Consider the following 19,691-nt stretch of genomic DNA (forward strand, 5'->3'; position numbering starts at 1 on the left):
AATGTAGGGAGGTTAACAAATGAATAAAAAATTTGCGAACGTACAAACAGAATTGCCGGGACCAAAGGCGAAGGCATTACTTGAGCGGAGACATGCGATTGTTCCGGACGCGGTCAGTTATGGGATTCCAACTTTTGTAGAATCAGCAAAAGGTGCATTGCTTAAAGATGTGGATGGAAATCAGTTTATCGATTTCGCTGGGGCCATTGGAACGATAAACGCAGGGCATAGTCATGAATTAGTAACAGATGCATTACATGATCAGATTGATCGCTATATCCATACCGGGTTTAATGTCATGATGTATGACCCATATATTGCATTCGCCGAGAAAATTGCTGCCCTGGCTCCTGGAAATGGTGGAAAAAAAGTGATGTTTTTAAACAGTGGGGCGGAGGCGATCGAAAATGCGGTGAAAGTGGCTCGAAAATATACGAAACGTCAAGCTGTTGTTTCTTTTTCCGGTGGTTTTCATGGCAGGACATTATTGTCTATGTCTTTAACCGGAAAGGTGAGGCCATACAAATATGAATACGGTCCATTTGCTGCTGAAGTTTACCATGCCCCGTATCCTTATTTTTACCGCCGTCCAGAATCCATGAATGAAGAAGAATATTCCGCGTTTTTACGTCATGAAATGGAGGATTTTTTCATTAAAGAAGTCGCTCCTGATCAGGTTGCAGCGGTTATTATGGAGCCTGTCCAAGGAGAAAGCGGATTCATCATTCCGGATAAAGCATTTGTGCAGGGGATAAGTGATGTATGCAGGAAATATGGGATTCTTCTCATTGCAGATGAGATTCAAACAGGTTTTGGACGTACAGGAAAGTATTTTGCCATGGAACATTTCGAAGTGGAACCGGATCTAATTACGATTTCCAAATCCATGGCTGCAGGACTACCGATTAGTGGTGTGATTGGAAGCAGAGAAATCATGGACGAAGCAGGTGCAGGAGAACTTGGGGGAACGTATTGCGGGAGTCCGCTTGGCTGTCGTGCTGGGCTTGCGGTGCTGGATATAATGGAGAAGGAAAACCTGAACGGGCGCGCAGATTTGATTGGTCAACAGGTCATGACAAAATTTAAGCACATGCAAGCGCGTTTTGACGTGATTGGAGATGTAAGAGGAATGGGAGCTATGTGTGCACTGGAGTTTGTTACAGATCGAGAAAGCAAAACACCAGATAGGCAAATCACGGATCAGATCCTAAAAGAAGCGCAGCGGCGGGGCGTTGTCGCGCTTAAAGCGGGTGTTTACGATAATGTTGTTCGCTTGTTGATGCCGCTCGTGATAACCGATGAGCAGCTGCAGGAGGGATTGGATATATTGGAAGAATCCGTAGAGGCGGCTCTTACTGTCTCTGCAAAATAGAGGGAGCATCAAATGAAGCTATGTTCTTCACACTTACTATCTATATGAAATACGGAGAGGAGAAAAAATGATGAAACACTACTTGATGCATATCAATGGATTCGCTGTTGGAGACAATTTAAAGAAACAGGATGTTACCAATCCGGCAACAAATGAAATCGTCGGCACCGTTCCTGTGGGCGGAGAAGAAGAGGCAACACAGGCAATTGATGCAGCCCATGATGCACTCCAGGAATGGTCCGCATTGACTGCATATGATCGGGCCGGTTATTTAAAGCGGTTCCATGAACTTATGTTAGGAAATCAGGAAGATCTTGCGCATACGATGACAATTGAGATGGGTAAACCAATTCAGGAATCTAGAGGAGAAGTGAAATATGCAGCTTCTTTTATGGAATGGTTTGCAGAAGAAGGCAAGCGTATTTACGGCGAAACGGTTCCAACACATATCTCAGGTAAGCGTCTGCAGGTATGGAGAAAACCGATTGGTGTTGTGGCAGCAATCACCCCATGGAATTTTCCAGCTGCTATGTTGACGCGTAAGATGGGTCCAGCACTTGCCGCAGGTTGTACGATTGTGATTAAACCATCAAGTGAAAGCCCATTAACTGCTATGAAATTAATGGAGTTAGCCAAAGAGGCAGGTTTTCCTAAAGGTGTCATTAATCTGGTTACAGGTTCTTCATCAAAAATTGCTAGCACCGTTATGGAAAGTGAAAAGGTTCGTAAAGTAACGTTCACCGGCTCCACGGAAGTTGGGAAAATATTAATCAAACAAAGTGCTGATACGGTGAAGAATTTGTCACTGGAACTTGGGGGACACGCGCCGCTGATTGTTCTGGATGATGCAGATGTTGATGTGGCCGTTAAAGGGGTGATGGCTTCGAAATTTAGAAATGCCGGGCAGACGTGTATTTGTGCCAATCGTGTGTACGTTCAATCCGGTGTTTACGATGAATTTATTCAAAAGTTTGCACAAGCCGTAAATGAGTTGAAAGTCGGAAATGGAGAGGACGAATCGGTCGATGTTGGCCCACTCATCAATCAGGCAGGTCTGGAAAAAGTGAATCATCATGTGCAGGATGCAATCAATAAGGGCGCTTCGATCGTCAGTGGAGGAGAGCCAGCAATAAGCGAAGGGGGCGTCTTTTTCAAGCCCACTGTTATTGGTGAGGTGGATTCGTCGATGGTGATAATGCAGGAAGAAACTTTTGGTCCTGTAGCTCCTGTCCAAAAAGTAGAAACAGAAGACGAAGCGATCGCCCTTGCGAATGATACGCCGTATGGCTTGGCAGCTTATGTTTTCACGGACAGTGTAGGAAGGGGCACACGTGTTATTGAACAGCTGAACTTCGGTATTGTCGGTTGGAATGAAGGGGCGCCATCGGCTGCACAAGTTCCTTTTGGTGGCATGAAAGAAAGTGGCATTGGCAGAGAAGGTGGCCATGATGGCATTGATGCGTTTTTAGAAACGCAGTACGTGGCAATCGGAATGGAATAATATTAAAAAGGGAGCTTGCCAATAGAAGCGAATTATACAAATTCCTTTTTGAAAGTGTGTAGACAATGGTTTGACCCTGGATGATCAAGGGGGGTTTTACTTGGTTGCTGTAAATAATGAGATGAAAATTAAAGCAAAAGAAATGCGAATGCAGTTAGTCGAGTGGCGACGTAAGTTTCATGCGAATCCGGAATTAAGCTTTCAAGAAATGAAAACCTCTCAGATGGTTGCTCGAATTCTGGAAAACATGCCAGGTATGCACGTCCAAAGGAATGCGGGATATCCGACTGCGGTTGTTGGTACCCTTTCTTCTGGGAAAGGACCGACATTCGCGATCCGTGCAGATATGGATGCTTTACCGATTCAAGAAGCAAACATACATGAATACAGGTCGCAAAACTCTGGAGTCATGCATGCTTGTGGGCATGATGCGCATATGTCAATTGGGCTTGGAGTAGCTCATCTGTTAAGTAAAGCTTTTAAACATGGAGAAATGCAGGGAACGGTTAAATTTCTATTTCAACCTGCGGAAGAACGTGCAGATGAACATGGCTCTACAGGGGCTCCGTATATGATTCAAACAGGTGTGTTGGATGATGTAGATGCTGTCATTGCACTTCATATGAGTCCTGAACATCAACTAGGTGAAGTGCTGGTTCACGATGGATATAGTATGGCTAACGTGGATGTATTTGATGCAAAAATTTTGGGAACTGGTGGGCACGCAGCCTATCCGCATCAGGGATCAGATCCTGTCTGGATGCTTAGCCCTGTTCTGGCTGCAGTGTACGGGATTACAGCACGACGCATATCTCCGCTTGAATCCGCTGTGATTAGTATTGGAGCTATTCACAGCGGATCTGCTAACAATATACTTCCATCTGAAGTAGCAATCAGCGGGACGATTCGAAGCTATGGACCTGATGTTCGCAAACGCCTGCACAAGGAACTGGAGAAGGCATTTTCCATGGTGAAAGTCTGGCAGGGAGACTATGCTTTAAAAATTTCCCCTGAAGACCCCGCACTTGAAAATGATCCTAGAATCAATCGCTTCATTAAACGTACGATTCGCGGTCTTTATCCCGATTTTCATATACGTGACATGCCGTTTGGTCTAGGTGGAGAAGATTTCGCACATATGACGAGGAGAATTTCGGGCGCGATGTTTTTCCTTGGCTGCGCGGTTAATGATGGGGTGTCTCGAAACCTGCATACACCAACGTTTGATATTGATGAAAGAAGCTTACCAGTTGGTGTATCCATTATTGCTGAAACAGCAAGACGTTATTTAATGAAAGAAGAAGGTGGGGAAGTGTAGCATGACTCGCCAAATACAACCAATAACATTCGAAGATATTCAAACAGCCCATAAGCGAATCACTCCCATCGTAAAGAAGTCTCCTTTGATTTATTCACCTGTGCTATCAGAAATCACGGGAACACCAATTTATTTAAAATTGGAAAATCTGAATGTGAGTGGTTCTTTTAAGATTAGGGGAGCAGCAAATAAAATGTTAGGTTTGACTCCAGCACAACAAAAACGAGGAGTAACTACATTTTCTACTGGTAATTTTGGAATGAGTGTCGCTTATCTGGCTAAAACGCTAGGAATGAAAGCAATTATTTGCATATCAGGTCGTGTTCCGAAAGCAAAAGTGAATCTAATTCGGGATATGGGCGCACAAATTGAAATTATTGGTCAGTCCCAAGATGATGCACAGCAACGTTCATATCAATTGGAAAAAGAACATGGTTTGACGGTGATCCATCCTTTTGATGATCCGGAGGTGATTGCGGGCCAGGGAACAATTGGTTTGGAATTGCTGGAAGATTTGCCTGAAGTTGATACCGTTATTGGGGGACTTTCTGGTGGCGGGATGCATTCCGGTTTAGGTGTTGCTTTAAAAGCTATCGAACCTCATGTACAGCTTTTAGGAGTTTCGACTGTAAAGGGGGCAACGATGTATGAAAGTATTAAGCAAGGGAAACCTGTTGCCGTAGAGGAACAAGATACATTGGCTGATAGTTTGCTAGGGGGAATTGGGGATCATAATCAGTACACCTTTAAGATGATTCAACAATATGTAGATGAAATCATGTTGCTTGACGAAGAGGAGATTGCTGATGGAATGTACTTTATGCTAAAGAACCATCAGATGATAATTGAAGGTGCAGCAGCGTCCGGGATTGGAGCCATTTTGCATGAAAAGGCAAATTTAGGCACTTGCGTTGCGATTATTATTAGTGGCTGCAGTGTAGATACATCCGTCATCATGGACATTGCGAATCAGTATCAGTCGAAAAGTTTCAAATAACTGATGTTAGAGCACCGGGTTTGGAATTGGATATCTAAGCTTCGGTGTTCAGCGCTCGGAGTTCGGGGTTCGCGGATCCGAATTCGGCATTGGCTGCCTCGTATACGGTATGGATGAGTTCGAGTTTGGCATTCGTTATTTCCGAATTTTGAGCCCGGAGTTCGGGATTCTAATTAGGAGGTTTTGCAATGGCTAAAATGTTGTTTCATGATCAAATAATAGAAAGGGAAAGTCGTGTCAATATAGAAGACCGGGCATATCAATTTGGTGATGGAATTTATGAAGTCATAGGGGTTTATGACGGGAAGCCATTTATGATGGATGAACATTTGGACCGACTCAAGCGTAGTGCGAATGAAATTCAGCTAAAGCTACCTTATCAGATGGATGATTTCCGGTCCAATTTGGAAGAATTAGTGGAAAACAACGAACTTTATGAAGGTATTATTTACTTGCAGGTATCCAGAGGTGTTGGACCACGGTGGCATGAATTTCCGGATCCAGATGTATCCCCGGTCACTGTTGCTTATACTAGGGCAGAGGAACGAAAGACTGACCTGGAGGAAAAGGGTGGAGTGGCTGTGCTTACAGAGGATATTCGCTGGTTGCGTTGTGATATTAAGACACTAAACTTGCTTCCGAATGTGTTGGCCAAGCAAAAAGCAGTGGAACATAATGCGGTTGAAGCGATTCTACATCGGGATGGTATTGTGACAGAGGCAAGTGCCTCAAATGTGTTTATGGTGAAAGATGGAACACTTTACACTCACCCTGCAAATAACTATATTCTTAATGGTATTACGCGACAAAAAATCATAGAACGTTGTGATGCATTAGACATGAAAGTGAATGAAGAGCCATTTACCGTTGATGACATGCTAGCTGCTGATGAAGTGTTTATTACTGCAACAAAATCGGACATTATTCCTATTTTACAAATTGATAATCACAAAATCGCTGCAGGCGTTCCTGGAGCAATGACATTACGTATTTTAGAGGAATTTCGCTCGCTGATACGAGAACTGACAGAAACATGATGGTAGCCTCCTCCATCGCAGGGGGAAATAAAAGGGAGGAGGAAATCTGTTTTGATTTATTCACCAACATTAGCCGCCTATCATCCTACCACTGCAGAAATAGACCTTGCAGCATTTCATGAAAATATAAGGAATGTTAAACGCATCATAAATAAAAGCATACTGCTGGCGGTAATAAAAACAAATGCTTATGGTCATGGGACGGTTCGGATAGGGAAAGAAGCGGTTCGTGCCGGAGCAGATCGCCTGGGTGTGACCACCGTTGAAGAAGGGGCACTGCTTCGCGAGAATGGTATCCAAGTTCCGATCCATGTTTTAAATTCAATCATGCCCGCACAAGCGGCAGATATAGCCCGTTATAAACTGACAGCATCGGTATTCTCGTATAGGTTAACGCGAGCAATCAGCGAAGCAGCAACAAAGCAACAACGTGAGATTCCCGTACATGTTAAAGTAGATACAGGTCTGCATCGTTTTGGTTTAGAACCTCATGAAGTGATCCCGTTTTGTACGTCCTGTTATAAACTGCCGGGCCTTCGGTGGGAAGGTATTTACACGCATTTTTCCAGTGCGGATGAGGGGGACATGGGCAAGACAGAAAAGCAGTTTCGCTTATTTTTAGAGGTGGTGGAAAAGCTTTACAAACAAGGATTTACGTTTCCTATTCGTCACGTTGGTGGTTCCACGATTGCAATGGAAAGACCAGATCTTCATTTAGAGATGGTGAGACCAGGTTTGGCATTGTTTGGATATCCCCCCGCGTTGCGTCAACGGGATATTCTGACCTTAAAACCTGTTATGACATTGAAGTCAACATTGATTCATGTGCGCCATTTACCACCAAATACACCAGTTGGCTATGGTGGTAGCTATGTTACCACGACACATGAAAAAATAGCTGTTGTACCGATTGGACACGGGGATGGATACAGTAGAAGATTATCAAATAAGGGAGAAATGCTTGTAAGAGGACATAGGGCCAAAATAGTTGGGAAGTTATCACTTGATCAAACATTGATTGATGTAACAACAATACCGGATGTTGCCAAAGGCGATGAAGTAATTTTAATTGGCAGGCAAGGAGAAGATGAAATTTCAGCCTATGATGTCGCGGAATGGATGGATAGTATTGTAGATGAAGTAGTGTCGAGTTTAACAGAGCGAATTAGAAGGGTGTATGTTTGATATTCACACAATTCAAGGGGGATGGCAATGAAGCATTTTAATATAGCGCTAATACCAGGGGACGGAATTGGACCGGAAGTAGTTTCTGAAGGTGTGAAAGTTTTACAAGCGATTGAAGACATGGATCCGGAGATATCCTTTTCATTTCAGACATTTCCATGGGGATGTGAATATTATCTGAAGCATGGGAAAATGATGGATGATGCTGGTATGGAGCAATTAAAGTCTTTTGATGCTATTTACTTGGGGGCTGTTGGTTATCCGGGTGTACCTGATCATATTTCATTACGGGATCTCCTATTGAAAATACGAAAGGGTTTTGATCAATATGTAAACGTGAGACCTATTACACTCCTGCATTCAACCTTAACTCCATTGAAAGCCAAAACGGAAAAAGATATCGATTTTCTAGTGATTCGCGAAAATAGTGAAGGAGAGTATGCAGGAGCAGGGGAATGGTTGTACAAGGATAAACCGGAAGAAGTTGTCATGCAAACGGGTGTATTCTCTAGGAAAGGTACACAGCGAATCATCCGATATGCGTATGAAGAGGCACGCAAAACGAACCGAACACTAACCAGTGTGAGTAAGGGTAACGCTTTAAATTATTCCATGGTTTTTTGGGATGAGGTGTTTGAAGAGGTTGGAAAAGAATATCCGGATGTAAAAACATATTCTTATTTAGTCGATGCTGCTAGTTTATATTTCGTAGCCGACCCGAAACGATTTGAAGTTGTTGTCACATCTAACCTTTTCGGCGATATTTTAACAGATATTGGTGCAGGTATTACCGGTGGATTAGGTCTGGCAACAGGAGCAAATGTGAATCCCGAAAAGGAATACCCTTCGATGTTTGAGCCTGTACATGGATCAGCTCCGGACATAGCCGGTAAGGGAATTGCAAATCCAATTGCAGCAATTTGGTCTGTGAGTCAGATGATGGATTTCTTCGGGGAAACCGGGTGGGGAGAAGCAATTCTCTCGTCAATAAAATCGCTTCTCACTGAAACGGATCAATTAACTCCTGACTTAGGAGGGACGGCTTCAACAGCAGAACTCGGGTGTCGATTTGTGGAGCTACTTCAGGAACATAGATTTACATAAAAAACAGGTGAGGTGGGTAATGGCGCCTGATTCGCTATGGGTCTGGTGTTTTTATTTCTAGGCAGGGATTGCAAATAATACCAAAAAAGGACCGGACGCTTTTTGTCCGGTTTTTCTAACTGCATAGGAAATTATAAAATTTTGAGGTTGTGGATAATTCACTGGCCAAACAAGCCTCATCCGGCTCCAGTGCCCAGCAATAGCAAGTCTTTTGGTGGGACGAGCATCCGCGCAGTCCCAAACTTCACACTCCTCCATTACGATAAGTCAACATCGGCTCGTACCTCGCTGTGTTTCCTTTTCGCTTTCCAAGCATAAGATTCACTTTGACTTTCACCACTACTGGTGATAAGTCAAGTTCATCTAATCTCATTGCGGAGTGCTCCAGTTTGTACGTTGCTAACCGGGCGCCCTGCGCCTTTGTTCCTGCATAGGAAATTATAAAATTATTTGCTTGGGCATAACGTATTATTGATTAATGGCTACGTCCAGCTACAAGCGCCAAAAACGAGAAGATAACACGAGAGCTCCAATCTCTACGTTTTTAATCAAGCGCTTTTCGCTTTTGTTCTCAAGTGCACCAGCTTCCCTATTAATGTTACTATAAAAATAGAATGCAACATTAATAGGGGGAAATTACATATGCATTTTGTTTCCATCGATTTTGAAACCGCTAATGAAAAGCGTTTCAGTCCATGTGCGATCGGTGTGGTTGTCGCGAATGAGCATGAGATTTTGGATGAATTTTATAGTTTAATTAATCCGCTTATGGGATTTTCGTCATTTCATACAGATATACACGGTATTACAAAGAGTGACGTGGTACATGCACCAACATTTCCTCAAGTTTGGCCGACACTTCATGAGTATCTATCACAAAAGGTTGTCATTGCGCATAATGCGAGTTTCGATATGAGTGTGCTCAGGCAAACGCTTGATTATTTTAATTTGAGTTACCCTGATATGGACTACCTTTGTACGGCAAATATTTCTAAAAGAGTATGGCCAGGCTTGACCAATCATAAACTAAACACTCTTGCCATGCATCACGGTATTGCATTTGAACATCATCATGCGCTGGAGGACGCGCGGGTTGCTGCAGAGATATTGAGAAAGGCTTTGTCTGCATATCAGGCAGAATCCCTGGACCCATTTTTGGAAAAATGCAAGATGACCAAGGGAAGAATCTATGAACACGGGTATGTCCCGCCACGTGCGAAGAAACCAACGAAGCGTAAACGAAAATTATATTTTTAGGAATGAGGGTATTTATATTGAGAAAATTAGCCATCCTTGGCGGGGTGCTAGGAGTTGTGATTTCTTTAGCCACCCAATTATTTGCTGTAATAGATGATTCCTATACAATTGGAAATAGTGGACTTCTAGGTGCTTTGGCTGGCGTGATTGGTATCGTTTGTGGTTATCAAATGGATAAAAAAACTGATTTTGCTCTAATTGGATTGGGGATTGCGATTATTCTAGGTACAGTCGCATTATCTTTCCTGTATCTTATACCTACTGTCCTCATGATGATACCTTTTGTTTACATATTTAAAAATCGCTGAGAATAACGAAGGAGGAACAAAAAATGGCTGAATTAAAGTATGAAATCGTGGAAAACATTGGTGTGCTTTCCGAATCACCAAAGGGCTGGACGAAGGAGTTGAATGTAGTCAGTTGGAATGGGCGCAGTCCAAAATATGATTTGCGAGATTGGGCGCCTGGGAAAGAGAAGATGGGCAAAGGTGTAACGATGACTGCGGACGAGGTAAAGCAGCTGAAGGATATTTTACACAATAGAGATAAATAGTGTATGATTTGATTATCATTTACATAAAGGAGACGCTACATATGAACAGTAAACGTTGGATTGCACTCATTGTTGCAGTGGTTTTACTTGTGTTTTCATTAGGGTTTCGAATGATGACAAGTATAGCTTCAACCGACTTTGAGGAAATGTTTAATTTTCAGGATAATAAATTCCAGGAAAATGTTATTGAGGAAGGTGCTGGAACGAATCAGATTGCTGTACTAAATTTGGATGGCGTTATCCAAGATAGTGGTCAAAGTTCAGTGCTTGATACAGGTGGATATAACCATGAACGATTTTTGGAATTGCTTGAGCAAGCTGGATCGGATGGTACAGTGAATGGGATTGTTTTACGTGTGAATTCTCCTGGTGGAGGTGTCGTTGAAAGTGCAGAGATTCATGATAAAGTAGTAGAAATACAGGAGGAGTATGACAAACCTGTTTATATATCGATGGGTAATACGGCAGCGTCCGGTGGTTATTATGTAGCTGCGCCAGCTGACAAAATTGTAGCACATGAAGCAACGTTGACCGGTTCTATTGGAGTTATTATGGAGAGCTTCAATTTCGCTGAATTTGCGGATGAGCATGGCATTGATTTTAATACCATTAAAAGTGGTGAATACAAGGATATTATGTCGGCCTCCCGTGAAATGACGGATGATGAACGTGACATTTTGCAAGCGATGATTGATGATATGTATGGAGATTTCGTGGACGTGATTGTTGATGGACGTGACATGCCTGAAGATGAGGTAAGGGAATTAGGCGATGGTCGGGTTTATACTGGATCACAAGCGAATGACAACGGTTTGGTAGATGACCTTGGTTCTATGGATGACACGATTGCTATGATGAAGGAAGACTATGACTTAGGTGATGCTCGCGTTATTGAATATCAAAATGGCTTTGAAGTTAATCAATGGTTAGGTGGATCTGTCCAGAACTTGTTTGAATCCGAACCTGATGTAACTGGAATCAAAGACATGTTAAGAGAATCCAATACGCCGCGTGCGATGTATTTATATACAAAATAAGGGGGCGCGAACATGAGTGAAGAAGAAATTGAATATACCACAGAAGCAACACAAAGTTCCCTGCCAAGGCGGTATGCCGGCTTCTGGATGCGGTTTTGGGCATATTTGATTGATTTAATCGTCCTATTTAGTATAAATGGTATCTTGCTAAGCCCGTTTAAATTTGTAAACGATGGTGCCCCTATCGATGTCGGGTTTTGGACCTTAACAGGTATCCTTGGAGCGGTCGTTTTTTATGTGTATTTTCTGTTGATGACAAAGTTTTTTAATCAGACGGTAGGTAAAATGATTCTTGGTTTAAAAGTGATCCGAAATGACTTAGGCCCACTGCAATGGAGTGATCTACTTTTTCGGGAATTGGTTGGAAGATTTATTTATCGCGTTTTTTTCTTTATGGCACTTCTCTATATCGTAGTGGCATTTACACCAGAAAAACAAGGGTTACATGATATGATTGGAAATACGAGAGTAGTGTTCGTGAAATAAGGTAATCAGGGTTTTCTGCTTGAATTTGCAGGAGATCCTGATTTTTTTAGGTTTTCTTCTATAAATTGGTTGCTTTGGGTACAAAAGATAGAAACTACGATGGTTTTAAAGCAATTGTACTTATGGAAAAGGCGCTTTTTACAATACAAATAAGAGGATCGCTAAGTAGCGATCCTCTTTACATGTATGTTTTTACATTATTGTTGATTATTTTGTTGCTGTTGAGCTTGGGTTGCTTGTTGACGTGCTTCTTGAAGCTGTTGCTGTGCTTGTTGGATTTGCGGATCTTGTTGTGCACTAGCACCTGCTTGGGTTTGTGCATTTTGTAATCCTTGTTCAGCTTGCTGCAATTGCTGTTGCGCCTGCTGAATTTGTTGTGGGTCTGCACTAGCTTGAGCCTGTTGTACGGCTTGCTGTGCTTGTTGTGCCTGTTGAACAGCTTGTTGAATTTGCTGTTGTGCGTTTTGCTGAGCCATAATGAAATAACCTCCATGAAAGTTTTATTGAGCTGGTTTGCATGCTCTGTACATAGCGTGTCACAGTAATCCTTTGCTTATGTATTATTTACCAATTTTTTTAGAAAAACGTAAATGGTACTGCTTGCCATCCTTAGATATCTGAAATAAAATAAAAAAAGGAATATTCAACAAGGCGTACATCCAAATTCATTGGAGGAGTGGGAGAATGAGCAGAGAAGCAAATGTACAGGATGGTCTTGACAGGATCTTGGAAAGGGCACGTCGTAATACATTAGGAGATTTACTGGCAAGAACCCGCGGGCGGATGCCGGATAAATTTGCATTCGCTTACAATGGCCAACGTTTAAATTATGCAGAATTGGATGACTTGGTTAACCAGATGGCACATGCGTTTTTAGAGGATGGAATGGAAAAAGGGGATAGGGTTACAGTCATGTCTAAAAATAGTTTGGACTTTGTTGTGGTAACTTTTGCTTTGGCACGCATTGGAGCAGTTATGATCCCCATCAACTATATGCTAACAACTGAAGATGTTCAATATATTTTGGAGCATGCTGAAGTTAGCGGTTTCATTGCTTCGGAGGAATATGCCCCTTTACTTGATCAGTCAGCTAGTAGATTAGAGATAAAACAACGGTACTTGATGGAAGTTTCTGTTACTTGTACTGATGAGTTAGTCGAATGGAAGCCATTAGCTACTGCTCGTGCTGGACAGCCTATTGATTTCGTGGAAGCGGAAATTGCTGACGATGACCTTGTTCAAGTATTGTATACGAGTGGTACAGAATCGCGTCCAAAGGGAGTGATGCTTTCCCATAAAAGTATTGTTGGGGAGTATGTGAGTTCCATTGTTGACGGAAAAATGGATGCAGGTGATGTGGCCATTCATGCAATGCCGCTTTATCATAGTGCACAGCTCAATGTGTTTCTTGGTCCCAGTGTGTATGTCGGCTCAAGTGGGATCATCTTAAGTGCGGCAAATCCCGCGTTAATTTTAAAAACAATTGAAGAAGAAGGAGCGACACAGCTATTTTGTCCACCGACTGTATGGATTGGACTACTTCGTCATCCGGATTTTGATAAACGCGATTTATCAACGTTGGAGAAATGTTATTATGGAGCTGCCATTATGCCAAAAGAAATTTTAAAAGAACTCATGGAACGCTTGCCTAACGCACGTTTCTGGAATTTTTATGGGCAAACGGAAGTTGCTCCACTTGCAACTGCGCTTCAACCTGAGGATCAATTACGAAAGCTTGGTTCAGCAGGAGTTGCGACATTAAATGTGCAGACGAAAATTGTGGATGATGAAGATATAGAAGTACCCCGCGGGCAAATAGGTGAAATTGTTCATCGAACATCCCATGCGATGAAGGGATATTTGCATGACCCGGAAAAAACGGCAAAAGCTTTTAAAAATGGCTGGTTCCATAGCGGAGACTTCGGTGTGATGGATGAGGAGGGCTACGTAACGATTGTTGATCGGAAGAAAGATATGATAAACACAGGTGGCGTGAATGTTTCAAGCAGGGAAGTTGAGGAGACGATTTATCAGTTGGATGGCGTGTCTGAAGTCGCTGTTGTCAGTATCCCTGATACGTATTGGATTGAAGCAGTAGCAGCGGTTATTATTTTAAAAGACGGGATGAAATTAACGAAAGAAGAGGTTATCACCTTTTGTAAAGGTAAATTATCGACATTTAAGGTTCCGAAATATGTCGATTTTGCCGATGAATTACCAAAGAACCCGAGTGGAAAAGTTATGAAGCGAGCGTTGCGAGATCAGTATGGGGACGGGGGACAGGTTCATTGCCCCAGTGAGAATGGGACACAGGGACAGGTTCATTGTCCCACTCCTCTCGCGTAGGTACACCGGCTCCTTTGTCCTATTTGGTGTTTGGGTAATGGATAGAGAACTTTCCTTATTTCCTGCCTTAGGCATATAATTATTTATTTTTGAAACACTAATGCATGGAGGTGGTCTTGGTGGCTAAAAAGAAGAATACAAACCGAGATAAGGAAAGCGTGAAAAATTCTAGTTTAAATCCTCAAGGCTTGTCTGAAGATGTTGCAGACCAGCAACCAAAATCCCAGCTGGAACAACGAGCTAAAAAGAAGAATACGAAAATTTAGAATGGGACAGTAAGCCTGTCCCTATGTCCCACGGTCAACCGGATGAGGGTAAATTTCCCATTGAATTTTCACTACACCTGATATATAATATGGTTACAAGCTACGATGTGCGTATTTAAATAAGTTTTAACCTCTAACAGATGAATAGGGAGTTTTATATAAAAATTGGAATGTCGGGCCGTCAATGTGTAGCGGAAGACAGGAATGTTTTTGCAAACACCCACTTGGAGAAGTGGTGGTTTAAAACTTTTTATATCAAATACGGCAATTGTGGCCTGTAACTCTATTAATGTTCAAGACCAGCTTCTTATGGAGGCTGGTCTTTTAATATGGGAAAGTATAAGTAAAACCTGCGGAAAGTGATTGTATTTTTGTATTATGCGTGTTGGATGTGTGGTGATATGATCAGCTTAGACACATAAAAGGAGCTGGATAGGATGAATTTTTACTATGAAGCAATTGATCATGTACAACTTGCAGCACCTGTAGGCAGTGAAGATGAAGCACGAGGATTTTTTCGGAATGTATTAGGTTTTGATGAAATGGAAAAACCTGAAACTTTACAGGGAAGAGGCGGAGTGTGGTTTCGCTCTGGAACTGTACATGTACATATAGGATCAGATAAATCCTTTACACCAGCTAAAAAGGCTCATCCTGCTTTTCAAGTAAAAAATTTAGAGATAATGAAGGATCACTTAGCGGCGAAAAACGTTGACTTTCGGGTTGATGACCGTTTGCCTGGGGCGAATCGCTTTTATGTAACTGATCCTTTTGGAAATCGGATTGAGTTTCTGGAGTGGGTGTAGGCTCTGAGGTTCAACTTAAACTGCCACTTTGCTGAGCACGCCTGAACCACCCGTAGCGCTAAGCGCAGTTTGTACGTTGCTCACCGGGCACCTTGCGCCTTTGTTCTTTCAAATATGTTAAAATAATGTAAAGGATTAATAGTAAGGGAATTTACAAGGGGGGATGTACATTGAAAAAAAGAATATTACTTATTTCCGGAATTATTGTTGCTTTACTTCTTGTTGCCGTTTTTCTGGTAACGAATTATTTTTACGGGGAAGCGGTAAAGCGAGGGAATGAGGTTGAATTACACAGTGAAGAAGTGGAGACGGTTGCGAGCAGACAGGATCAATCGATCGTAGAAGAAGCTGAGGAGTGGTTCGGAGAGCAAGATACACAGGTCGTTGAACAGAGTTCGTATGATGATTTAACCTTAAAAGCCATTTACATAGATAATGAAGCATCAACCGGTAAAGCTGTTATTCTTGCTCACGGGTTTCGCGGAGTGAAAGAGGATATGGATGAATTGGTGAAATTTTATTATGATCAAGGGTTTGATATATTAATGCCGGATGCTCGCGGACACGGGGAAAGTGAAGGTGACTATATTGGCTATGGTTGGCATGACAGGCTTGATTATCAACAATGGGTTGACATGTTGATCGAGGACCATGAGGCTGAAGAAATATTTCTCCATGGAAATTCGATGGGGGCTGCGCTCGTTTTAATGACTAGTGGAGAGGATCTTCCTGCCGAGGTGAAAGGAATTGTGGAAGATAGCGGCTACACGACGGTTAAGGAAGAATTAACACATCAGCTGAACCATTTGTATAATCTTCCGGCTTTTCCATTACTTGATATGACAAGTGTGATGACCAAGGTGAGGGCAGGATTTACCTTTGAAGAAGCCTCTGCGATTGATCAGGTGAAAAATAATACACGTCCGTTATTCATTATTCACGGGGAAGAAGATGAACTTGTCCCAACAGAGATGGCTCATGAACTGTATGAGGCAGCCGGTGGTGACAAAGAAATTTGGATTATTCCGGAAGCAGGCCATACAGATGCGTATACGGTTGCTACGGCTGAATTTCAAGATCGGTTGCAGGACTTTATAGATAGGGCTTTGGAGGATTAGGTATGGAAACTGCTACTTTAGGGGGTAGCAGTTTTTGTCTTCTGAGATGGACCGCTATCTACTGATTCAAACGTGCCCTCTCCTATTGCAAGAAATTAACTGTTGATCGGAGGAAAATTGATTATCAATCCACTTCAACGAAAGTTCTATTAATCCTAGCATATCGATCGAAAAGAGAAAATGAAATTGTAAAAAAAGCTCTATTTTATCTGTTATCATGAAATTGGAGCTTTTTCACATGAAAAATACGAAATCGTTGCAGGAAGATAGGCTTTTATGGCGAATCTTTATAATAGGAATTTGGAGGACAAAATGACAAGCATAAGCATAAAGCATACATTAATAGATGAAACATCAATCCTAGATTTATTACAAGGGTATCATTTGGGGCCAATTAGCCAATGCAGATTTTTAACAAGAGGGTTAAATGATACCTATCTTATTACCACACCAAGAAAGTACTATATTTTTAGGGTTTATCGTCATGGCTGGAGGAATGAAGAGGCAATTAAGTTTGAATTGGATGTACTAAACCATTTACATGCAAAAATGTATCCGGCTTCTTATCCGATCGCAAAACGTGATGGAACTTATTTGAGTGCAATAGATGCGCCTGAAGGACGCCGTTACGGTATGCTGTTTACATATTCAAAAGGGGAGAGACCTGCCATAAATGTTGAGAATGCGAAATTAATCGGGGAGTCATTGGGCCATTTACACCGTGTAACCGATGATTTTCATTCGGATCATAGACGCGGATTTGCATTAGATCTTACGCATATATTGGATGAACCAACTTCGCGCGTTTTGCCGGTTGTTCGCAGGGTTTTAGGCAAGGAAATAGAAGGAGATATGCACGAGATTGTGGAAAACATCAAAACCACATTGGGTCATAAAAATTTGGAACTGGGTTTCTGTCATGGTGATTTTCATAATCATAATATGCATATGAATAATGGAGTATTAGAAATTTTTGATTTTGATAGTGGGGCAATGGGATTCAGGGCGTATGATGTTGCAGTATCCTGGTGGAATTTGCTCACGAACTATGGGAAGCAGGAAGAAGAATGCTGGGATGTTTTTCTAAATGGTTACTTTTCTCAACGGAGGCTGGACAAAGACGATGTTGACAGCTTACCCATATTTATAACTGCGAGAAGATTTTGTTTACTAGGTACAATGTTGCAAAATGATGATGTATGGGGAACGAACTGGATCAATAAACAATCTTTAGAATTATTCGTATTGCAGGTTAAGACAGATATGATACGGGAGATTTAAGAGGTGAGAAAATGGAGGCATTGCCAAAGGGCTTATGGGCTATGTATTATTTAATTCTTTTGTTAACCTTAATCAGCGCCATTTATAGTTGTTTTCGATTCAGAATGCTATATTGGGCTTATACATGCATCATCGTATCATTACTGATTCCGATCGTTGGTTTATTATTCATTGCGCAGCGGGCAGAGGGTACTAATAAATTGGGATATCTTTTTTCTCAACTGGCTAAGGGTGACTTCTGGGCAGTATTGATTATATTGTGTTTAGCGTATATCGGGACCTGGTGGTTTCTATTCATTCGGGAAGAGATAAACATGGACGTGATTATCAGAAGACTACAAGCATTAAGGGAAACGGTGAAAAAGTGTTTTTATAAGCTAAATAATAAAATTGGTAGAAAGAAGGAACGTTCATGATTTATGAAGCAGATCTTCATGTGAGAAAACAGCTATTTCCAATGTTTGAAGATATGAATGACACGATTATCCTCTCATGTCTTCAAGGCCATATGGGGAGCGCTTGGGTAGATGACGTTGAAAAACCAACTGTCTGTCAAGTGCTGGTAGGAGATTTTGTATTCTATGCCGGAAATCCTCATGCAAAAGAGGCTGACACTTTATTATATCATTTGCCTGAAAATATACTAGCAATTGTTCATACAGATGAATGGAAAAGTCGTATGGAAACCATTCATGAAGGCTCCATAGAAAAAATACAACGTTATCGTTTTAAAAAGAATGTAGATGATCTGGATCGGACGTATATTAAGAAATTTTTATCAGGGCTACCAAAAGAATATGAACTTAAGCCAATCGATGCATCCTTGGCAGGAGAAGCCTCTTTGCATGAAATTTCTGATGACTTTACAGGGCAGTTCCATTCGATCGATGATTATATAAATAGAGGATTAGGTTTTGCCATTTTGTATGATGGAAAAGTGGTGTGTGGCGCATCGTCCTATAGTATTTATGATGAAGGAATCGAGATCGAAATTGGCACACATCCTGTGCATAGAAGAAAGGGACTGGCGACTGTAGCAGCAGCTGCTTTGATTTTAGAATGCCTCGATGCGGGATTGTATCCGAGTTGGGATGCAGCGAACCTTGAGTCTGTTAAGTTAGCACAAAAGCTTGGATATGTTTTGGAAGAATCGTATGATGTGTATTATATAAAAAAGTAGATCGATGACTGGAGGAGTTCATGTGAAGCGTATTAGAAAAGCCGTCGATGCGGATATGGATGCCATCTATGCAATGGGGTATGATGTGTGGGGAGATGATCTTCCAATGGAAAAATACATAAATAGCTGTAGATCATCTACAAAATACAAAAAGGGAACATGGTATGTTTATGAGGATACTCAAACTGGGAGCAAGTTATCTTCTTTAATTGTATATCATCTTGATCCGATAGAAGGTTTGATTGTCCGGGGTATTGGTTCCATTTCAACTCCTGTTCATTGTAGAAATAATGGCTATGCTTCAGCATTAATAAAGATGGTTTTACAAGCGTTGAAAGAAAAGGAACAATGCAATCACTTTTTCTTATATAGCGATATTGGGTCAGCGTTCTATGAACGTTTACATTTTAAAGTGTTACCATTATCAAAACAAAAATCTAAAGATAGTGTTTGTATGTACTATTCGGAACTATACGATGGTGATGCCATATCCTTTGATATACCTGATTATTTTTAGTTGATTTGTTGAAACTACCAAGAGACACCATAGATAACAAAGAGAGAGAAAATTTGAAATCAGAAAAACAAAAAATGATATCGAACTATCGCTGATTCAGAATTACAAGCAGAGCAATTACACGCCCAACAATTAACGAGATTGTATCATCAACCCTGGAATTTATATAGGAGATAGTGGTTGGATCAGGCACTGTCGTAACAAAGGATCTCCCTAATAATGTGGTAGTAGGTGGGAATCCGGTGAAGATTATAAAGGAATTGGAATTATAGTGCGTCTACAGGGCTTGCTGTTTTACAAATAAATATTGAATCTGTTAATGCTTGACAT

General features: G+C 41.6%; 22 protein-coding genes, 1 other RNA gene and 1 pseudogene. 22 read left to right on the plus strand and 2 right to left on the minus strand.

Annotation, left to right across the window (positions count from 1 at the left end):
* Nucleotides 1–19 precede the first annotated feature (19 nt).
* The 7 genes from gabT (at nt 20) to KFZ56_RS07735 (ending at nt 8,514) form a co-directional block, all read left to right on the plus strand.
* Nucleotides 20–1,372, plus strand: a complete 1,353-nt coding sequence (gabT, locus tag KFZ56_RS07705; RefSeq protein WP_222641315.1) for a 4-aminobutyrate--2-oxoglutarate transaminase — start codon at nt 20–22, stop codon at nt 1,370–1,372.
* 70 nt (nt 1,373–1,442) lie between these two features.
* Nucleotides 1,443–2,873: an NAD-dependent succinate-semialdehyde dehydrogenase gene (locus KFZ56_RS07710; protein WP_222641317.1), complete on the plus strand. Its 1,431-nt coding sequence runs from the start codon at nt 1,443–1,445 to the stop codon at nt 2,871–2,873.
* A 100-nt stretch (nt 2,874–2,973) separates the two neighbouring features.
* On the plus strand, nt 2,974–4,191 hold the full coding sequence (locus KFZ56_RS07715; protein ID WP_309228275.1) for a M20 metallopeptidase family protein: 1,218 nt from the start codon (nt 2,974–2,976) through the stop codon (nt 4,189–4,191).
* Between the two features lies 1 nt (nt 4,192).
* Nucleotides 4,193–5,188, plus strand: a complete 996-nt coding sequence (locus KFZ56_RS07720; RefSeq protein WP_222641318.1) for a threonine/serine dehydratase — start codon at nt 4,193–4,195, stop codon at nt 5,186–5,188.
* 188 nt (nt 5,189–5,376) lie between these two features.
* Nucleotides 5,377–6,225, plus strand: a complete 849-nt coding sequence (dat, locus tag KFZ56_RS07725) for a D-amino-acid transaminase (RefSeq protein ID WP_222641320.1) — start codon at nt 5,377–5,379, stop codon at nt 6,223–6,225.
* A gap of 51 nt (nt 6,226–6,276) precedes the next feature.
* Nucleotides 6,277–7,410 carry an alanine racemase gene (alr, locus tag KFZ56_RS07730; RefSeq protein ID WP_222641322.1) on the plus strand — a complete coding sequence of 378 codons (1,134 nt, stop codon included), beginning with the start codon at nt 6,277–6,279 and terminating at the stop codon, nt 7,408–7,410.
* Between the two features lie 27 nt (nt 7,411–7,437).
* Complete coding sequence (locus KFZ56_RS07735; RefSeq protein WP_222641323.1) at nt 7,438–8,514, plus strand: tartrate dehydrogenase; 1,077 nt, start codon at nt 7,438–7,440, stop codon at nt 8,512–8,514.
* A gap of 244 nt (nt 8,515–8,758) precedes the next feature.
* Here the strand turns inward: KFZ56_RS07735 and KFZ56_RS19555 are convergent, their stop codons facing one another.
* Nucleotides 8,759–8,887, minus strand: coding sequence for a hypothetical protein (locus KFZ56_RS19555; protein WP_255584922.1), 129 nt, complete (start codon nt 8,885–8,887; stop codon nt 8,759–8,761).
* A 269-nt stretch (nt 8,888–9,156) separates the two neighbouring features.
* On the opposite strand from KFZ56_RS19555, the gene KFZ56_RS07740 reads away from it, so the two are divergent.
* Genes KFZ56_RS07740 through KFZ56_RS07760 form a run of 5 tightly spaced genes read left to right on the plus strand, consistent with a single transcriptional unit; the run spans nt 9,157 to nt 11,847 of the window.
* A complete protein-coding gene (locus KFZ56_RS07740; RefSeq protein ID WP_222641325.1) occupies nt 9,157–9,771 on the plus strand; it encodes a 3'-5' exonuclease in 615 nt (204 codons plus the stop codon).
* Nucleotides 9,772–9,788: 17 nt separating this feature from the next.
* Nucleotides 9,789–10,079, plus strand: a complete 291-nt coding sequence (locus KFZ56_RS07745; RefSeq protein ID WP_222641327.1) for a hypothetical protein — start codon at nt 9,789–9,791, stop codon at nt 10,077–10,079.
* A 23-nt stretch (nt 10,080–10,102) separates the two neighbouring features.
* Entirely contained in the window at nt 10,103–10,324 is a 222-nt protein-coding gene (locus tag KFZ56_RS07750; protein ID WP_222641329.1) for a YdbC family protein, read from the plus strand.
* A gap of 41 nt (nt 10,325–10,365) precedes the next feature.
* The gene (gene sppA, locus KFZ56_RS07755) at nt 10,366–11,361 is read left to right on the plus strand and encodes a signal peptide peptidase SppA (RefSeq protein ID WP_222641330.1); all 996 of its coding nucleotides are present in this window, start codon (nt 10,366–10,368) and stop codon (nt 11,359–11,361) included.
* Between the two features lie 12 nt (nt 11,362–11,373).
* A complete protein-coding gene (locus KFZ56_RS07760; protein ID WP_222641332.1) occupies nt 11,374–11,847 on the plus strand; it encodes an RDD family protein in 474 nt (157 codons plus the stop codon).
* A 197-nt stretch (nt 11,848–12,044) separates the two neighbouring features.
* Here KFZ56_RS07760 and KFZ56_RS07765 read toward each other — a convergent pair whose 3' ends face one another.
* Nucleotides 12,045–12,323: a hypothetical protein gene (locus tag KFZ56_RS07765; RefSeq protein ID WP_222641333.1), complete on the minus strand. Its 279-nt coding sequence runs from the start codon at nt 12,321–12,323 to the stop codon at nt 12,045–12,047.
* A gap of 208 nt (nt 12,324–12,531) precedes the next feature.
* Here KFZ56_RS07765 and KFZ56_RS07770 point away from each other — a divergent pair, with 208 nt between their 5' ends.
* The 10 genes and pseudogenes from KFZ56_RS07770 to KFZ56_RS07815 all read left to right on the plus strand — a co-directional run.
* Complete coding sequence (locus KFZ56_RS07770; protein WP_222641336.1) at nt 12,532–14,193, plus strand: fatty acyl-CoA synthetase; 1,662 nt, start codon at nt 12,532–12,534, stop codon at nt 14,191–14,193.
* A gap of 104 nt (nt 14,194–14,297) precedes the next feature.
* Entirely contained in the window at nt 14,298–14,459 is a 162-nt protein-coding gene (gene sspL, locus KFZ56_RS07775; RefSeq protein ID WP_222641338.1) for a small, acid-soluble spore protein L, read from the plus strand.
* A gap of 94 nt (nt 14,460–14,553) precedes the next feature.
* A non-coding RNA gene (gene ssrS / locus KFZ56_RS07780) (6S RNA) lies at nt 14,554–14,740 on the plus strand.
* Between the two features lie 156 nt (nt 14,741–14,896).
* Entirely contained in the window at nt 14,897–15,265 is a 369-nt protein-coding gene (locus KFZ56_RS07785; RefSeq protein ID WP_222641340.1) for a VOC family protein, read from the plus strand.
* Nucleotides 15,266–15,435: 170 nt separating this feature from the next.
* Nucleotides 15,436–16,383: an alpha/beta hydrolase gene (locus tag KFZ56_RS07790; protein ID WP_222641342.1), complete on the plus strand. Its 948-nt coding sequence runs from the start codon at nt 15,436–15,438 to the stop codon at nt 16,381–16,383.
* A 312-nt stretch (nt 16,384–16,695) separates the two neighbouring features.
* A complete protein-coding gene (locus KFZ56_RS07795) occupies nt 16,696–17,664 on the plus strand; it encodes a phosphotransferase (RefSeq protein ID WP_222641344.1) in 969 nt (322 codons plus the stop codon).
* A gap of 11 nt (nt 17,665–17,675) precedes the next feature.
* Complete coding sequence (locus KFZ56_RS07800; protein WP_222641346.1) at nt 17,676–18,080, plus strand: hypothetical protein; 405 nt, start codon at nt 17,676–17,678, stop codon at nt 18,078–18,080.
* Nucleotides 18,077–18,844: a GNAT family N-acetyltransferase gene (locus tag KFZ56_RS07805; protein ID WP_222641347.1), complete on the plus strand. Its 768-nt coding sequence runs from the start codon at nt 18,077–18,079 to the stop codon at nt 18,842–18,844. Before KFZ56_RS07800 ends, KFZ56_RS07805 begins: the two co-directional genes overlap by 4 nt.
* 22 nt (nt 18,845–18,866) lie before the next feature.
* The gene (locus KFZ56_RS07810) at nt 18,867–19,361 is read left to right on the plus strand and encodes a GNAT family N-acetyltransferase (protein WP_222641348.1); all 495 of its coding nucleotides are present in this window, start codon (nt 18,867–18,869) and stop codon (nt 19,359–19,361) included.
* Between the two features lie 145 nt (nt 19,362–19,506).
* Nucleotides 19,507–19,633, plus strand: a pseudogene (locus KFZ56_RS07815) (acetyltransferase); the annotation flags it as partial.
* Between the last annotated feature and the right edge of the window lie 58 nt (nt 19,634–19,691).

The organism is Virgibacillus sp. NKC19-3, from assembly GCF_019837165.1.
Taxonomy (GTDB): domain Bacteria; phylum Bacillota; class Bacilli; order Bacillales; family Amphibacillaceae; genus Virgibacillus_L; species Virgibacillus_L saliphilus.

Excerpts from the sequence above, each read along its gene's own strand:
- KFZ56_RS07765 (WP_222641333.1), bottom strand. The coding sequence starts at position 12,323 with ATGGCTCAGCAAAACGCACAACAGCAAATTCAACAAGCTGTTCAACAG.
- KFZ56_RS07710 (WP_222641317.1), top strand. The coding sequence starts at position 1,443 with ATGAAACACTACTTGATGCATATCAATGGATTCGCTGTTGGAGACAAT.
- dat (WP_222641320.1), top strand. The coding sequence starts at position 5,377 with ATGGCTAAAATGTTGTTTCATGATCAAATAATAGAAAGGGAAAGTCGT.
- KFZ56_RS07795 (WP_222641344.1), top strand. The coding sequence starts at position 16,696 with ATGACAAGCATAAGCATAAAGCATACATTAATAGATGAAACATCAATC.
- KFZ56_RS07800 (WP_222641346.1), top strand. The coding sequence starts at position 17,676 with ATGGAGGCATTGCCAAAGGGCTTATGGGCTATGTATTATTTAATTCTT.
- KFZ56_RS07740 (WP_222641325.1), top strand. The coding sequence starts at position 9,157 with ATGCATTTTGTTTCCATCGATTTTGAAACCGCTAATGAAAAGCGTTTC.
- KFZ56_RS07750 (WP_222641329.1), top strand. The coding sequence starts at position 10,103 with ATGGCTGAATTAAAGTATGAAATCGTGGAAAACATTGGTGTGCTTTCC.
- KFZ56_RS19555 (WP_255584922.1), bottom strand. The coding sequence starts at position 8,887 with ATGAGATTAGATGAACTTGACTTATCACCAGTAGTGGTGAAAGTCAAA.
- gabT (WP_222641315.1), top strand. The coding sequence starts at position 20 with ATGAATAAAAAATTTGCGAACGTACAAACAGAATTGCCGGGACCAAAG.
- KFZ56_RS07805 (WP_222641347.1), top strand. The coding sequence starts at position 18,077 with ATGATTTATGAAGCAGATCTTCATGTGAGAAAACAGCTATTTCCAATG.
- KFZ56_RS07785 (WP_222641340.1), top strand. The coding sequence starts at position 14,897 with ATGAATTTTTACTATGAAGCAATTGATCATGTACAACTTGCAGCACCT.
- sppA (WP_222641330.1), top strand. The coding sequence starts at position 10,366 with ATGAACAGTAAACGTTGGATTGCACTCATTGTTGCAGTGGTTTTACTT.
- KFZ56_RS07760 (WP_222641332.1), top strand. The coding sequence starts at position 11,374 with ATGAGTGAAGAAGAAATTGAATATACCACAGAAGCAACACAAAGTTCC.
- KFZ56_RS07770 (WP_222641336.1), top strand. The coding sequence starts at position 12,532 with ATGAGCAGAGAAGCAAATGTACAGGATGGTCTTGACAGGATCTTGGAA.
- KFZ56_RS07720 (WP_222641318.1), top strand. The coding sequence starts at position 4,193 with ATGACTCGCCAAATACAACCAATAACATTCGAAGATATTCAAACAGCC.
- sspL (WP_222641338.1), top strand. The coding sequence starts at position 14,298 with ATGGAGGTGGTCTTGGTGGCTAAAAAGAAGAATACAAACCGAGATAAG.
- KFZ56_RS07735 (WP_222641323.1), top strand. The coding sequence starts at position 7,438 with ATGAAGCATTTTAATATAGCGCTAATACCAGGGGACGGAATTGGACCG.